Origin of the sequence: Pacificimonas pallii (genome assembly GCF_019204005.1) — a bacterium.
Classification (GTDB): domain Bacteria; phylum Pseudomonadota; class Alphaproteobacteria; order Sphingomonadales; family Sphingomonadaceae; genus Pacificimonas; species Pacificimonas pallii.
The window spans coordinates 70,262-83,091 of record NZ_JAGSPA010000002.1 but is presented as its reverse complement, the minus strand read 5'-3'; the positions used below and the strand labels follow the sequence as shown (position 1 = coordinate 83,091).

Sequence of the window (12,830 nt, the reverse complement as noted above, 5' to 3'; positions counted from 1 at the left end):
ATGTGGGACGACCTTATCCCCTTTGTCGCAATCATTTCGATTTTCGTCATTTTCCCGGCCATCCTGTTCCACAACATCACGCAGTGGAAGAAAAGCCGGTCGATTTCCAGCGATGACGAGAAGCTCCTGGACGATCTTTACCACGTCGCCCATCGCCTGGACGACCGTATCAATTCCATCGAACGTATCATGGACGTGGACAACCCCGACTGGCGCCGCCTGAGCGCACCGGAGCCGCGTTCCACGCTCGACCAGAAAATCGAAGACCGCAACACCAATGTCCGGAGGACGTCATGACAACTACGAAACGCTTTTTCCGCAACAAACGTGATGGCAAATGGCTTGGTGTTTGCGCGGGTCTGGCAGACTATACCGGTATCGATGTTGTCTGGTGGCGTCTCGGCGCCGTGCTGACCACGATCTTCGCATTGGGGCCAATCCTGCCCGTCGCCTATATCGCGACCGGCGTCATCGCCGACAGGAAGCCGGCGGAACTCTACAGGGATAACTTCAACCCGGAAGAGGAACGCTTCGCCATGCAGACACGCCGGGCACCGCTGCGCTCGCTGAAGGACGTTCACGGCCGCTTCCGCGCGCTTGATCGGCGGCTGAGCGAAGTCGAGCGCGGCGTCACCACGCAGAACTCTGGCCTGGCGCGAGAGATCGACTCGCTCTGAGACAGCACCGGAACCGCGACAACATAATATCAAAGGGGAAAATCAATGGACTGGGGATCACCACTTTTCGTCATCGCGATCATCGCAGTTTGCGGCGCGGTCACCATCGGCAAGAACTGGATCCAGGCTCGCCACGGCTATCCTCTGACCGATGACTGGGGCGACCCCGTTGAGAAGAACGAGCGTATCGAGGACACCCGAAAGGTTGAACTGCTCACCAATGAAAACGAAGCCCTGAAGGGTCAGGTCGGCCGCCTCGAAGAACGCATCAGCGTCCTTGAGCGCATCGCCACCGACCCCAGGAAGCGCCTGTCGGACGAGATCGACGCCCTCGGCGGGGAGCACCGCTGATGGAAGGCTGGTTCGTTCTTGGCTTCTTCATGATCGTGGTTGGCATTCCGGTCCTGGCCGGCGTCGCTGGAAAGCTGGGCAAGCGCTGGCTGGACCTGAAGGAAAAGCAGCTGGAACTCACCGCACATGAAGCTGCCGACAAGGCCGCCTCGCAGGCGGTCCATATCGAGAAGCTGGAGGCCCGCATGCGGGTTCTCGAGCGGATCGCGACGGACAAGGGCAGCAGCCTCGCCGCCGAAATAGAAGATCTGCGCGCCGACAGACCGGTTCTGCCCCGCGCCAATTGAAGGAAAACCCGATGGAATCGCTTGATCCCAACATCCTCCCCTATGTGATCTTTGGCGGCATGGCGCTGGGCGCGCTCGGTATCGGCGGCTGGGTCGTGAATACCTGGCTTCGCATCAAGAACGGATATCCGATCGACGGGGCATGGGGACAGGCCCTCCACCCCAAGGTCACCACCCAGGAACGCGAGCGTATCTCGCTTCTGACGCAGGAAAACGCACAGCTGCGCGCGCAGCTAGGCAGCGTCACCGACCGCCTCGAAACCATCGAACGCATTGTCACGGACAAATCGCTCCGCCTGTCGGCTGAAATCGACTCGCTCGAAGATAAAAGGGCGAACTGATCATGGGGTCTTGGTCTGCCGCCGTCCTCATCGTGCTGATCGCCATGGTCGGCGGAATCATCATGAAGCGCCAGAGGCGCGCTGACGAGATGCCTGCGGAGCGCGGTGAGAAGCAGGCCCTGAAGACTGAAATCATGGAATTGAAACAGCGCATAGAAACGCTGGAACGCATTGCCACGGACAAGACGCGCCGACTGTCGGACCAGATCGACGCGCTGGATGATAACGGAAAGGACTGATCACATGCCGGACCTTCACACCACCATCGTCATCGCCGCGACGGCCTTTGCCTGCGCGGCGCTGATTTCGGGCCTCGCCGCCTGGAGCTGGCGAGGCTGGCTGGAGCTGAAACAGGCGCAGATCGCGCGCGGCGCGGACGCCGAATTCGGCGATGTTCCCAGCGGCAACCCGATGAACCGTATCGAGGTCGCCGACCTGAAGGAACGCGTCCGCAAGCTCGAGGCCATCGCCGCCGGGGTCGATCTTTAGCCGCATCATGGTTGACCCCGCGCGCCTGACGACGCACCTAGGCGGGCATGAACGATTTCGACCGTATTGAAGAGGATTGGGAAATCCTCGAACCCGACGACCGCTACCGGCTTCTGATCGACCTTGGCAAAGACCTTGAGGAGATGCCGGATGCCCTCAAGACCGACGCCACAAAAGTTCGCGGGTGCAGCGCCGATGTCTGGGTCTATCCCGTCAGCGCGAAAGCGGGCGCTCTCCGCTTTCTCGCCGACAGTAACGCCGCCATCACAAAGGGCATTGTCGCTCTCATCCTGACGCTGGTGCAGGACCGGAGCGCCGCCGAGGTTCGCCAGATCGACATCGCCGGCCGGCTGAAGCCCTTCGCGCTCGACAAACACCTGTCGTCAAACCGCACACAGGGCATCCCCAATATGATCGCCCTTGTGCAGGAAACCGCCAAAAGGCTGGCCGCGTGAACATTGTCATGAAACCGGTCATCGACCAGTTCATGAAATTCATCCCGCACATCCGGGAACTTGGCATAGGCTATAGCGGCGTCGGCCGGGACTGGGCCGAACTCAGCCTCCCCTGGCAGGAAAAGCTCGTCGCCTATCCCGCTCCCGACGGCGAGAAGGGCGTCATCGCGTCGGGCGCCGTCTTTACCCTGATGGATTCCGTCGGCGGGTTCTCGGTACAGGCCGCGCGCAAAATTCCCGCGCCCGTTGCCACGGTGGACCTTCGCCTCGACTATCTGCGCCCTGCCAATCCCGGCGAGACCGTCTACGGGTATTCCAAGGTGCACAAGCTCACCCGCTCCATCGCGTTCGTACGCGGTTACGCCCATGACGGCGAGCGCGAGGACCCGATTGCGCTGATGGCGGGCTGCTTCATGCTGACATCGGGATCGAAATCATGACGGTATCAGGCGCATGAGCTTTACCGATCTTAGCCGCGGCGTGTCCACGGCCAGCGAAGGCGTCCTGACCGGACTGCCCTATGCCGAATTTCTCGGCCTTCAATTCTCGGTCGGCCAGGATGGCGTCACGCTCATCATGCCTTTTACCAAAGCCCTGATCGGGTCTCCGCAGCCGCCGCGCCTGCACGGTGGCAGCGTCGCGGGCCTTATGGAAATCGCGAGCATCGCGCAGCTTCTTCACAGCCTTCGCGATGAGGAAAAGGTTCCGGCGATCAAGCCGATCGACGTCACCGTCGACTATCTGCGCGCGGGCCAGCCCGAGGACACCTATGCCCGTGCCACCATCGTCCGCATGGGCCGCCGCGTCGTCAACGTGCAGGTCACCGCATGGCAGTCCGATGCGGACAAACCCATTGCCACCGCCCGCATGAACGTGATGCTGAAACGTTAACTGCCGCGCGCGCGCGGCCCGCGCGCTCAGAATAGCCCCATCGCCAGTCCGGCGGCGAGCGCCTGCCCCATGTCGCGGCAGCGTGTGAGCTCGGCCTCGGGGATCGTTTTTTGCGCCAGGATCGCCTCGGTCGTTTGCGCATGGGTGCAGACGATGATCGGCTCGGCCACCGCCTTCAGCCGCCAGCCCTTCGCGATGCGCGCGGTCTGGCGCACGCAGTTCTCGCCGTCCGATCCCGCACAGACCATCTGCGCGTAGGGCCGCCCCTCGATGCGCCCCAGGACCGGATAATAGCAGCGGTCGTAAAATGACTTCATCACGCCCGCAATCGCAGCGAGGTTCTCGGGCGCGGCGAACAGATAGCCGTCCGCCGCCAGCATCTCTTCAGGCGTTGCATCGGGCGCCGCGCGGACGGCCACGTCCGCGCCCTTTTCTTCACGCGCACCGGCCTGCGCCGCTTCCACCATCTGGCGCGTGCCGCCGGTCGCGGAATGCCAGACGATCAGGAGGCGGGGAATCGTCATCCAGCCACTGTCAGACGATGGTCGCGCCGCCGTCGATGACCATGCCCTGCCCGCTGGTAAAGGCACCCGCCTTTGTCGCCAGGAACACGGCCATGCCGGCGATCTCGTCGGGTTCGCCGATGCGCTTCAGCGAAGAATGCGCCGTCGCCATCTTCAGCGTATCGGGGTTCTCCCACAGCGCGCGCGCAAAATCGGTCTTGATCAGGCCGGGGCAGATGGCGTTCACGCGGACATTGTCGGGCCCCAGCTCCGCCGCATAATTGCGCACCAGCTGCAGATCGGCCGCCTTGGAAATATTATACGCACCGATGACCGTGGAGGCCTTCAGGCCGCCAATGGACGACACGACAATGATGCTGCCATCCTTGCGCGCGCGCATTTCCGGCGCGACCAGCTGGATCAGCCAGTGATTGGAAATGATGTTATTGTGCAGGATCTTGGTGAACTGCTCATCGCCAATTTCCGCAAGCGGGCCATAATAGGGATTCGATGCCGCATTGCAGACCAGTGCGTCGACCCGGCCCCACTTGCCGCGCGCCGTATCGACCAGATTCGACAGATCGTCTTTTGACGAGATGTTACACGCCGCGGCGATCGCCGCATCGCGGCCGACCGCTTCGTTGATCTCGGCGACCGCCGCGTCGCAGGCGTCGATCTTGCGACTGGAAACCACGACGTTCGCGCCGTGCTCGGCCATGCGGTGGGCGATGGCCTTGCCGATACCGCGGCTCGACCCCGTGATGACAGCCGTTTGACCGGTCATGTCGAAAAGGGCGGGAATGGTCATGGCTTTGCTGCTCCGTTACGTGAAAGTCCCAGTCCTACGCCAAAGCGGCATACCTCTTTCCCCTTCCTTTGGGGAGGGGCCTAAAGCAGCGGCGCCGCGAGCCGGGCAACCCCTTCCAGATGTTCCTTGATGACGCCCAGTTTGCGCGGGCCTTCCTTCGATGCCGCGCGCAGCCCGTCGATCCAGTCGGCGACCTGGGCGATATCATCCTCCTGATACAGCACCAGCGTCGATTCCCGGTTCAGGAACAGGCTGCGAAAATCAAGGTTCGGGGAGCCGACCAGCGCCGCGTCGTCGGCGATAATCGCCTTCCCGTGGATCATGCCGACCTTGTAACGGAACACCTTCACCCCCGCCGCGCCAAGCTCCCGCAAATAGGCGCCGCGCGCGAAATCCGCGATGCGGTGATTGGACCGGTCCGGCACCACCACCCGGACATCGACCCCGCGCCGCGCGGCAAGCTCCAGCGCGCGCGCCACCGCCTCATCGGGAATGAAATAGGGCGTCACGATCCACACACGCCGTTTCGCCGCGAAGATCACTGACAGGATCAGATCGAAAAGCACCTGCCCCTCGGCATAGGGTCCGCTTGGCACCAATTGCACGGCGGAATTGCCTGCGCGTTGCAGCGGCGCAGGCGGCGGCGGCAGTTCCGCGCCCCTCGTATCTTCCCAGTCCGACCGGAACATCGCCGCATAATCCAGCGCCGCCGGCCCATCGACACGAAACGCCAGTTCCCGCCAGCGCGCCGCATCGCTCCCCGGCCCGAGATATTCCTGCGCAATGTTAAATCCCCCCGCCAGCGCCTGTTTCTCGTCCACAAGCAGCACCTTGCGATGATTTCGCAGGTTTGGCCGTCCACGAAACGGCAGCCGCCATAGCGGCGAAAAGCGGATCGCATGCCCGCCCGCCTTTCGCAAAGGCGCAAGCGATCTTTCCGGCAGGAACAGCGATCCCGCCGCATCCACCATGATCCGGACGTCCAGACCGTCCCGCGCCCGCTTCGACAACGCTTCGAGTACCGCGCCGCCGACCGGTCCATCCCGCAGGACATAGGTGGACAACCAGATGGACCGCTCGGCGCGCGCGATCATCGCGTTCAGCTCGTTCCATGTCGCCTCGCCATCCGGATAGAATATCAGGCGGTTCCCCTCCGAGACGGACGGAATCCGGTAACTTGCGAGGAGAGGCGCCGCTGGCCCCGGCGGCAGTTCCGCCGGTACCTGGCTCGCGCTGATTTGGGGCAGCATCTTCTGCTGGTTCGTCCGGCTCAGCCCGAACAGCAGGAACAGCGGCAGCGCGATATAGGGCAGCAACAGGATCGAGAGCAGCCATGCCATGGACGCCTGCGGCGCACGGCGCTGCCGCAGCAGCAGGCTTGTCGCCATCACCACCCCGAAGGTCACGATCACGGCCGTCAGATGCGCGAAAATGAAATCCATCGGCGCCTTATACCCGGCCCGTGGTCATTCGGGAAACGCGGATGCTAGCCGACGACCCGCGTGTTCTGGATACGGGCGGTCGTTCCGCCCCTGCCGTCGGTATCGAAGCGCACATGCACCTCGACATCCTGCTGGCAGGCGCGAAACGCCCAGATTTCCGACCAGCCACCGGTGAAGCGGGTGCCGGCGATCTCCGGGCCCAAACCGGGATCTGTCGCATCGATGCGCGCGGCGCGCATGCCCACGCTCTTGATATCGCAGTCCGGCTGGCGCGCTTTCGCCGCCGCAAAGGCGTCGGCCCCGGCGACCGCGCTCGTCTCGCGCATCATGCTCGGCGTCGCGATGGTCTCGCCGCGGTTGACGACCATCAAGACGTGGCTGCCATCCTTTTCCAGAACGTACATATAGCGCAGCAGCGGCGTCTCGGCGCAGTCCGTTTCCGCATAAAATGTCCAGGCCCCCAGGAATGCGTCGGCAAGCATGCCATTGGTGACCAGCCGGTCCGCCATGGCCGGGCGCAGTCCAAAGAGGCGCAGATTTTCGGGCGGCGCGGAACAGGGCTGGATCGTCGTCGACCAGCGCGCGCGGAACAGCGCCTCTTCGCGCAGGTCGGCGAGCGAGGGGGCGAGCGGCGCGGCCGCTTCCACGCGGGTTTCGAACCATGTCTGGGCATCGCCCGGCACCTCGGCGGCCTGCTGCGCCGTCGCCGACCCTGAAATCGCCGCCAGCAGCAGCGCGATCGCCCGCTTCATGCCTCAGCCGTTTCCGCGTCGACCTCTTGCCTTTTCGGCTTTGCCAATATGAGGACGGCGGCGCCGACGATACCGGACACCATGGATCCCAGCAGCACGCCGATCTTCACCTCGGATATATAATAGGCGTCCGTAAAGGCCAGATTGCCGATGAACAGACTCATCGTGAAGCCGATGCCACACAACAGCGCCACGCCGTAAACCTGCGCCGTCGACGCGTTGACAGGATAATCGACGATATCGAGCTTTTCGAGCACCCACATCACGCCAAACACACCGATCTGTTTGCCGACAAACAGGCCAAGCGCAATGCCAAGCACCAGCGGGTCCGTCAGCATGCTGAGCTTCAACCCGTCGAAACTAAGGCCCGCATTCGCAAAGCCGAAGATCGGAACGACCAGAAACGCCACATAGGGTGCGATGGCGTGTTCCAGTTTATGCAGCGGCGATTCCACGCTGTCCGGCGTGCCGGGCGCCGTCGTCAGCGGGATGGTCAGCGCGACCGCGACACCCGCGAGCGTGGCATGCACGCCCGAAACCAGCATCAGCACCCAGACGACAACGCCGATGATCAGATAGGGTATCAGGCTCCTCACATTCTGCCTGTTCAGAAACGCCAGCACGCCCAGCAGCGCCGCTGCCAGCACCAGCGCCGCAATATTCAGTTCACTCGTGTAGAACAGCGCAATGATGATGATCGCGCCAAGGTCGTCGATAATCGCAACCGCCGTCAGGAAAATCTTCAGTGATCCCGGCACCCGCTTTCCCAGCAGCGCCAGCACGCCAAGCGCGAAGGCGATGTCCGTCGCCGCCGGAATGGCCCAGCCGCGCAGCGTCGGCTCACCAATGTTCAGCGCCACGAAAATCAACGCCGGGAACACCATGCCCCCCGCAGCCGCTGCGCCCGGCAATATGCGCCGCTCCCACGTGGACAGCTGGCCATCCAGCATTTCGCGTTTCACTTCCAGGCCGACCAGCAGGAAGAAGATCGCCATCAGGCCGTCATTGATCCAGTGTTCAAGGCTCAACCCCTTGAACTTTATGCCTTCAGCTTCGCCGCGCGGAGTAAAGTCAAAACCGCCAATATATGTCTTCAGCGCGCCGAAATATTCATCGGCGAAGGGCGAATTGGCGACCAGGATTGCCAGCACCGCCGAAACCATCAGGACGATACCGCCTGCGGACTCGGTTCTGACAAAATCCCTCAGCGCGGACCTTGGCTTCAGCACGACGGCCTTCTCAACGCGTTTCAGGAGGCTCTGCATCGGTTGGGTCTTGCTCCATATATCTGGCACGAGGCGTGTCGCTCAACGTCGTCCCAATAGGGGACTTCGTCGGCGTTCGTAAAGAAATCAATCCTGCGGCAGGTCAAGCTGTACGACGAGGCCGCTTTCACGAAAATCGAACGAGATCGTACCGCCCTGCGCCTGCACCATCCGGTCGACGATCGACCTGCCGCGCTGCGACGACGTGATCTCCACATAGTCTTCCAGCGGCGAGACGTCGCCGGTGCTATTGGTAAACTCGCTCCATGTGATCTGCAGGCGGTCATCGACGACCGCCCCCTTCAGGTGAACGGCACCGGTGGGCCAGCGGAGCGCGCCATATTTCAACGCGTTCGTCGTCAGTTCGTGGAACACCAGCGTCAGAACCTGCGTCATGGCGTTTCTGACCTTCAGGTCTGGCAGGTCCAGCGTCATCACCGAGCGGTCCTTGCGCCGGAACGGTTCGATGACCGCCTCGATCAAACCTGTCAGTTTCGCCTGTCCTTCACCCGACAGCAGCATCTTCTGCGTTCGCGCCAGCGCCTGCAGGCGCGAGCGATACAGCGTGAGAAAATCATCGACAGAATCCGTCTCACGCGCCGTCCGCCCGGCCAGCGCATCCGCCAGACCGATCAGATTGTTCACCCGGTGACGCATCTCCTGCGCCGTGGTTTCCAGCAGCATCTCATGGCGTTTCTGCACCGTGATATTCGTTTCGACCCCGGTCACCTGCATGACCGCACCGTCAGCGGCATGTTCGACGGCATGGCCCTCCGACATCATCCAGATCTCCGGCGCCGCGATCATGCGGTATTCCGCGTGATATTCCGACCCGTCGCGCCTTGCCTCCGACAGGGCCGCCCGAACGCCGTCCCTGTCCTCGGGCACAACGGCGTCGATAAACTCTTCGACGGAAAATTCCTGTTTTGCGTCGCGTGACCGGCCGCGTCCGAAATTAACCATCCGGTCGGTCTCCAGGTCCCAGCTCCAGATGGTCATGTCGGCGACATCCAGCGCGAATGCCATGCGCTCGTTCACCAGTCGCTTATCGGCCTCGGCCCGGTCGGCCCGGTCCTTCAAAAGGCGGCTTTCAAGACTGAGCGCGACGACATCGGCCATTTCGCGCAGCATCGAAATCAGCCGCTCCGGCGTATCATGTCTTGGAACATTGTCGATGACGCACAGACTGCCAATGGCGTGCCCCTGAATGATGATGGGCGCACCTGCGTAAAATCGAACCTGCGCTTCCCCGGTCACCAGCGGGTTGTTCACAAACCGCGCGTCCTCCCGCGCGTCGGGGACGATCATGACCTCGTCCGGCACTTGGACGGCGTGCGTGCAAAAGGATATATTGCGCGGTGTCTCACGCAGCTCGGAGCCATAGCTCGCCTTGAACCATTGCCGGTCCCGGTCGACCAGCGATACGAAGGCGACCGGCGCATCGAAAGCGAGCGCCATCGCCCTGGCCGCCTTGTCCGGACCGGGCTCGGCGCTCGTATCGAGGACATCGAGCGCCTCCAGAACGGCAATACGCTCGGCCTCGATCTCTTTTGACAGCGCGTCGTCGGCCAGTTCTGCGGGAGATAACATCAGTCACTCCTATCGCGGAGACGGCGCGTAGGCAAAGGCCCACCTTCCTGCGCCGCCACCGACGTCCCCGCCAGCTCCAACGCCGCCGCCAACGCCGCGCTATTGGCTTTCGTGACGGAAACCGATCTTCACACCCACCTGGAAATGCTGGACCTCGCCATCGACAATATGCCCGCGAATGCTCGTCATCTCGAACCAGTCGAGGTTTTTCAGCGTCTTCGATGCCCGCCGTACGGCGCCGCGAATGGCGTCATCGACGCTGGTTTCCGACGTGCCGACGAGTTCGGTGATGGCATAGACATTATCTGACATGGACGCGTTTCCTCTTTTTCCGTGATTTCCACGAATATAACGCACGGATGGCGAAAAGGTCCGCTCGTGCCGATCACGATTAGACATAATTTTGTCACGTCATGCGTTGCTGCGAATCCCGCGCGCGGTTAGGCGAGGGACCGCACAGGGGGGCCGTTCGAGTCGGCACCGCCGCCAATAGGGAACCCGCGTACCTATGAAGATCATGACCGGCAACGCCAACCTGCCACTGGCGGAAGACATTGCTTCCTATCTTGAAATGCCGCTTACGGATGCCAGTGTGCGCCGGTTCGCGGATGAGGAAGTCTTCGTGGAAATCCACGAGAATGTTCGCGGCGAGGACGTCTTCGTCATCCAGTCGACGCCCGCACCGGCGAACGACAATCTGATGGAACTGCTGATCATGATCGACGCGCTGAAACGCTCGTCGGCGCGGCGTATCACCGCGGTTGTTCCTTATTATGGCTATGCGCGGCAGGATCGGAAGCCCGGCCCGCGAACGCCGATTTCGGCGAAACTCGTCGCCAATCTGATCACCACCGCGGGTGCTGACCGCGTGCTGTCCGTGGACCTGCACGCCGGCCAGATACAGGGCTTCTTCGATATCCCCACGGACAATCTTTATGGCGCGCCCGTCATGGCGGAGGACATCAAGGCGCGTTTCGATATCGGAAACCTGACCATCGTCAGTCCCGATGTCGGCGGCGTCGTGCGCGCCCGCGCGCTGGCCAAGCGCCTCGACAACGCCCCCCTCGCCATCGTCGACAAACGCCGCGAACGCGCTGGCGAATCCGAAGTTATGAACATCATCGGCGACGTCGACGGCCGCTTCTGCATCCTTATCGATGACATTGTCGATTCCGCAGGTACGCTGTGCAACGCCGCCGCCGCCCTGACAGAGGCGGGTGCCTCAAAGGCGCTCGCCTACTGCACCCACGGCGTTCTTTCCGGCGGCGCCGTTGCCCGTGTGCAGAACTCGGTTCTGGAGGAGCTCGTCATTACCGACTCGATCCAGCTGTCGGCCGATGCGTCCAGCAACGGCGTCCGCAAGCTTACCATCGCCCCCCTCCTCGGCGAAGCCATTCGCCGCATCGCCGACGAAAGCTCGGTCAGCAGCCTGTTCGACTAGGCGGCCTCGCCCTTTTTCGCCCGCGCACCAGCGACCGCAGATCCGGGTCGCTTCCACCGGCTTCTCCAGCGTCACGGCATAATCATGATCCGCGCCATCGGCACGATGGCCCCTTCTGCCTCGCGATGGACAAGGCCATCGGGGTCAGGGACAATATCGCGCATGGCTGCGGCTTTCCAGCAATGAAAAGACGAGCCTGAGGCAGGGGTCCGGGCGTACCAGCTGTGGAAAATGGCCGGAAGGACCAGCCCTACGCTTCAATGCGCGTAGATCGTATCCTTCAGTTTCAGTTTCTGTTTTTTCAGCTCATGAAGGCGAACGTCGTCAGGGTGGGGGCGATGTGTTTCCGCTTCGATCTTCATCTCCAGTGCCTCGTGCCGTTTCGAGAGCGCCGCGATGTGCGAATTTGCCTGACCCATAGTTCGAACCTCCTTGATTGAAGCGATAGGGAACGGGTAGCCAATCATAGTTTTTCGAGTCTGTCAGCCCCGATACCCGTAACGATCATCCAAATTCAGGGCAAAAACTTGAGAATATGTTAGCGGAGTCAGAGCAATGAATGATCGTGAGGCAAAAATTCGCCTACAGGGTCTGCTGGTCGAACATGCTGATCTGAAAGATTCCATTGATGCCCTGTCGGAAAAGCGAAACCCGGATCAGCTTCAATTAATGCGTCTGAAGCGCAAAAAATTGCAGTTGAAGGACCGGATTGAACATCTCCGTGACATGCTTAACCCTGATATCATCGCCTGAACCACCGATTCGCCCGCGTCCAAAAGATCGAGAACGCATCATGGCCATCACGCTCTACCAGTATAAATCAGGTTTCGGGGTTCCCTGCCCCAGCCCCTTCTGCATGAAGGCGGAAATCCTGCTGAAGATGACCGGGCAGCCCTACCGTTCCGAAATCATCGACGATCCGCGCAAAAGTCCAAAGGGAAAGCTGCCGTTCATCGACGATGACGGCACGCCGGTCGCCGATTCGGAACTCATCCGCTGGCATCTGGAAACGCGCTTCGGCACCGACTTCGATGAAGGCCTGACGGATGGTGAACGTGCGCAATCGCATGCCTTCTGCCGCATGATGGAGGAACGGCTGTACTGGGCCATGGCCTACGACCGATGGGAGGATGACGCAGGCTGGAAGACAACCAATGCGTTCTGGTTCTCCGGCATGCCGCCCGTAATCCGCACATTGCTCCCCGTCATCGCACGGCGTCAGACCCGCGCGAATTTGAAAGGGCACGGCCTGGGCCTCCACGACGCATCGGATATCTACGCCTTTGCGGCCAGGGACATCGCCGCGCTGGCAACGCAGCTTGGCGACAAGCCTTTCATGTTCGGCGACCGGCCCACCGCCATCGACGCCATCGCCTATCCAACGATCACCAACCTCTTGATTCCGGAATATCCCGGGCCGCTGCTCGAGGCGGCGAGGGCGCATCCCAGGTTGCAGGCATATTCGGAGCGCTGCCAGGCCCTGTGGTTTCCCGAGCTCGCCTGAACGAAAACGCAGGCTGATTTCTGCGGCGTGATGG

21 protein-coding genes are annotated in these 12,830 nt (G+C 61.9%); 13 read left to right on the top strand and 8 right to left on the bottom strand.

Annotated elements, in window-relative coordinates; genetic code table 11:
- The 10 genes from pspB to KCG44_RS05460 are packed head-to-tail and all read left to right on the top strand — an operon-like array spanning position 1 to position 3,491.
- Positions 1 to 297: an envelope stress response membrane protein PspB gene (gene pspB / locus KCG44_RS05505; protein WP_218444801.1), complete on the top strand. Its 297-nt coding sequence runs from the start codon at positions 1 to 3 to the stop codon at positions 295 to 297.
- Entirely contained in the window at positions 294 to 677 is a 384-nt protein-coding gene (gene pspC, locus KCG44_RS05500) for an envelope stress response membrane protein PspC (protein ID WP_218444800.1), read from the top strand. The genes pspB and pspC overlap by 4 nt, the downstream gene beginning before the upstream one ends.
- A gap of 45 nt (positions 678 to 722) precedes the next feature.
- On the top strand, positions 723 to 1,028 hold the full coding sequence (locus tag KCG44_RS05495) for a hypothetical protein (protein ID WP_218444799.1): 306 nt from the start codon (positions 723 to 725) through the stop codon (positions 1,026 to 1,028).
- Entirely contained in the window at positions 1,028 to 1,315 is a 288-nt protein-coding gene (locus KCG44_RS05490; RefSeq protein WP_218444798.1) for a hypothetical protein, read from the top strand. Before KCG44_RS05495 ends, KCG44_RS05490 begins: the two co-directional genes overlap by 1 nt.
- Before the next feature lie 11 nt (positions 1,316 to 1,326).
- Complete coding sequence (locus KCG44_RS05485; RefSeq protein WP_218444797.1) at positions 1,327 to 1,656, top strand: hypothetical protein; 330 nt, start codon at positions 1,327 to 1,329, stop codon at positions 1,654 to 1,656.
- Between the two features lie 2 nt (positions 1,657 to 1,658).
- Positions 1,659 to 1,895: a hypothetical protein gene (locus KCG44_RS05480; protein WP_218444796.1), complete on the top strand. Its 237-nt coding sequence runs from the start codon at positions 1,659 to 1,661 to the stop codon at positions 1,893 to 1,895.
- A gap of 4 nt (positions 1,896 to 1,899) precedes the next feature.
- Entirely contained in the window at positions 1,900 to 2,145 is a 246-nt protein-coding gene (locus KCG44_RS05475; protein ID WP_218444795.1) for a hypothetical protein, read from the top strand.
- 47 nt (positions 2,146 to 2,192) lie between these two features.
- The gene (locus KCG44_RS05470; protein WP_218444794.1) at positions 2,193 to 2,600 is read left to right on the top strand and encodes a SufE family protein; all 408 of its coding nucleotides are present in this window, start codon (positions 2,193 to 2,195) and stop codon (positions 2,598 to 2,600) included.
- Positions 2,597 to 3,040, top strand: a complete 444-nt coding sequence (locus KCG44_RS05465; protein ID WP_369411930.1) for a PaaI family thioesterase — start codon at positions 2,597 to 2,599, stop codon at positions 3,038 to 3,040. Before KCG44_RS05470 ends, KCG44_RS05465 begins: the two co-directional genes overlap by 4 nt.
- A 13-nt stretch (positions 3,041 to 3,053) precedes the next feature.
- On the top strand, positions 3,054 to 3,491 hold the full coding sequence (locus tag KCG44_RS05460) for a PaaI family thioesterase (RefSeq protein ID WP_218444793.1): 438 nt from the start codon (positions 3,054 to 3,056) through the stop codon (positions 3,489 to 3,491).
- 26 nt (positions 3,492 to 3,517) lie between these two features.
- Here KCG44_RS05460 and KCG44_RS05455 read toward each other — a convergent pair whose 3' ends face one another.
- The 7 genes from KCG44_RS05455 to KCG44_RS05425 all read right to left on the bottom strand — a co-directional run bounded on the left by KCG44_RS05455 (position 3,518) and on the right by KCG44_RS05425 (position 10,163).
- A complete protein-coding gene (locus tag KCG44_RS05455; RefSeq protein WP_218444792.1) occupies positions 3,518 to 4,015 on the bottom strand; it encodes a flavodoxin family protein in 498 nt (165 codons plus the stop codon).
- Between the two features lie 10 nt (positions 4,016 to 4,025).
- Positions 4,026 to 4,802: an SDR family NAD(P)-dependent oxidoreductase gene (locus tag KCG44_RS05450; protein ID WP_218444791.1), complete on the bottom strand. Its 777-nt coding sequence runs from the start codon at positions 4,800 to 4,802 to the stop codon at positions 4,026 to 4,028.
- Positions 4,803 to 4,882: 80 nt separating this feature from the next.
- Entirely contained in the window at positions 4,883 to 6,244 is a 1,362-nt protein-coding gene (locus KCG44_RS05445) for a phospholipase D-like domain-containing protein (protein WP_218444790.1), read from the bottom strand.
- A gap of 44 nt (positions 6,245 to 6,288) precedes the next feature.
- A complete protein-coding gene (locus KCG44_RS05440) occupies positions 6,289 to 6,996 on the bottom strand; it encodes a hypothetical protein (protein WP_218444789.1) in 708 nt (235 codons plus the stop codon).
- Entirely contained in the window at positions 6,993 to 8,261 is a 1,269-nt protein-coding gene (gene nhaA, locus KCG44_RS05435; RefSeq protein ID WP_218444788.1) for a Na+/H+ antiporter NhaA, read from the bottom strand. Before nhaA ends, KCG44_RS05440 begins: the two co-directional genes overlap by 4 nt.
- Before the next feature lie 87 nt (positions 8,262 to 8,348).
- Entirely contained in the window at positions 8,349 to 9,851 is a 1,503-nt protein-coding gene (locus tag KCG44_RS05430) for a sensor histidine kinase (RefSeq protein ID WP_218444787.1), read from the bottom strand.
- A 99-nt stretch (positions 9,852 to 9,950) separates the two neighbouring features.
- On the bottom strand, positions 9,951 to 10,163 hold the full coding sequence (locus KCG44_RS05425; RefSeq protein ID WP_218444786.1) for a dodecin: 213 nt from the start codon (positions 10,161 to 10,163) through the stop codon (positions 9,951 to 9,953).
- A 196-nt stretch (positions 10,164 to 10,359) separates the two neighbouring features.
- On the opposite strand from KCG44_RS05425, the gene KCG44_RS05420 reads away from it, so the two are divergent.
- Entirely contained in the window at positions 10,360 to 11,292 is a 933-nt protein-coding gene (locus tag KCG44_RS05420) for a ribose-phosphate pyrophosphokinase (protein WP_218444785.1), read from the top strand.
- Positions 11,293 to 11,549: 257 nt separating this feature from the next.
- Here the strand turns inward: KCG44_RS05420 and KCG44_RS05415 are convergent, their stop codons facing one another.
- On the bottom strand, positions 11,550 to 11,711 hold the full coding sequence (locus KCG44_RS05415; protein ID WP_218444784.1) for a DUF465 domain-containing protein: 162 nt from the start codon (positions 11,709 to 11,711) through the stop codon (positions 11,550 to 11,552).
- 136 nt (positions 11,712 to 11,847) lie between these two features.
- Between KCG44_RS05415 and KCG44_RS05410 the strand changes: the two genes are divergently transcribed.
- Together KCG44_RS05410 and KCG44_RS05405 are read left to right on the top strand one after the other, a co-directional pair.
- Positions 11,848 to 12,045: a YdcH family protein gene (locus KCG44_RS05410; protein ID WP_218444783.1), complete on the top strand. Its 198-nt coding sequence runs from the start codon at positions 11,848 to 11,850 to the stop codon at positions 12,043 to 12,045.
- Between the two features lie 40 nt (positions 12,046 to 12,085).
- On the top strand, positions 12,086 to 12,796 hold the full coding sequence (locus tag KCG44_RS05405) for a glutathione S-transferase family protein (RefSeq protein ID WP_218444782.1): 711 nt from the start codon (positions 12,086 to 12,088) through the stop codon (positions 12,794 to 12,796).
- Positions 12,797 to 12,830 lie beyond the last annotated feature (34 nt).

What these genes read in the sequence shown, in the direction of transcription:
- pspB (WP_218444801.1), top strand. Translation starts at nt 1, where the DNA reads ATGTGGGACGACCTTATCCCCTTTGTCGCAATCATTTCGATTTTCGTC.
- KCG44_RS05440 (WP_218444789.1), bottom strand. Translation starts at nt 6,996, where the DNA reads ATGAAGCGGGCGATCGCGCTGCTGCTGGCGGCGATTTCAGGGTCGGCG.
- KCG44_RS05415 (WP_218444784.1), bottom strand. Translation starts at nt 11,711, where the DNA reads ATGGGTCAGGCAAATTCGCACATCGCGGCGCTCTCGAAACGGCACGAG.
- KCG44_RS05475 (WP_218444795.1), top strand. Translation starts at nt 1,900, where the DNA reads ATGCCGGACCTTCACACCACCATCGTCATCGCCGCGACGGCCTTTGCC.
- KCG44_RS05430 (WP_218444787.1), bottom strand. Translation starts at nt 9,851, where the DNA reads ATGTTATCTCCCGCAGAACTGGCCGACGACGCGCTGTCAAAAGAGATC.
- KCG44_RS05480 (WP_218444796.1), top strand. Translation starts at nt 1,659, where the DNA reads ATGGGGTCTTGGTCTGCCGCCGTCCTCATCGTGCTGATCGCCATGGTC.
- KCG44_RS05445 (WP_218444790.1), bottom strand. Translation starts at nt 6,244, where the DNA reads ATGGATTTCATTTTCGCGCATCTGACGGCCGTGATCGTGACCTTCGGG.
- KCG44_RS05495 (WP_218444799.1), top strand. Translation starts at nt 723, where the DNA reads ATGGACTGGGGATCACCACTTTTCGTCATCGCGATCATCGCAGTTTGC.
- KCG44_RS05470 (WP_218444794.1), top strand. Translation starts at nt 2,193, where the DNA reads ATGAACGATTTCGACCGTATTGAAGAGGATTGGGAAATCCTCGAACCC.
- KCG44_RS05405 (WP_218444782.1), top strand. Translation starts at nt 12,086, where the DNA reads ATGGCCATCACGCTCTACCAGTATAAATCAGGTTTCGGGGTTCCCTGC.
- pspC (WP_218444800.1), top strand. Translation starts at nt 294, where the DNA reads ATGACAACTACGAAACGCTTTTTCCGCAACAAACGTGATGGCAAATGG.
- KCG44_RS05485 (WP_218444797.1), top strand. Translation starts at nt 1,327, where the DNA reads ATGGAATCGCTTGATCCCAACATCCTCCCCTATGTGATCTTTGGCGGC.
- KCG44_RS05455 (WP_218444792.1), bottom strand. Translation starts at nt 4,015, where the DNA reads ATGACGATTCCCCGCCTCCTGATCGTCTGGCATTCCGCGACCGGCGGC.
- KCG44_RS05425 (WP_218444786.1), bottom strand. Translation starts at nt 10,163, where the DNA reads ATGTCAGATAATGTCTATGCCATCACCGAACTCGTCGGCACGTCGGAA.
- KCG44_RS05490 (WP_218444798.1), top strand. Translation starts at nt 1,028, where the DNA reads ATGGAAGGCTGGTTCGTTCTTGGCTTCTTCATGATCGTGGTTGGCATT.
- nhaA (WP_218444788.1), bottom strand. Translation starts at nt 8,261, where the DNA reads ATGCAGAGCCTCCTGAAACGCGTTGAGAAGGCCGTCGTGCTGAAGCCA.
- KCG44_RS05460 (WP_218444793.1), top strand. Translation starts at nt 3,054, where the DNA reads ATGAGCTTTACCGATCTTAGCCGCGGCGTGTCCACGGCCAGCGAAGGC.
- KCG44_RS05420 (WP_218444785.1), top strand. Translation starts at nt 10,360, where the DNA reads ATGAAGATCATGACCGGCAACGCCAACCTGCCACTGGCGGAAGACATT.
- KCG44_RS05450 (WP_218444791.1), bottom strand. Translation starts at nt 4,802, where the DNA reads ATGACCATTCCCGCCCTTTTCGACATGACCGGTCAAACGGCTGTCATC.
- KCG44_RS05410 (WP_218444783.1), top strand. Translation starts at nt 11,848, where the DNA reads ATGAATGATCGTGAGGCAAAAATTCGCCTACAGGGTCTGCTGGTCGAA.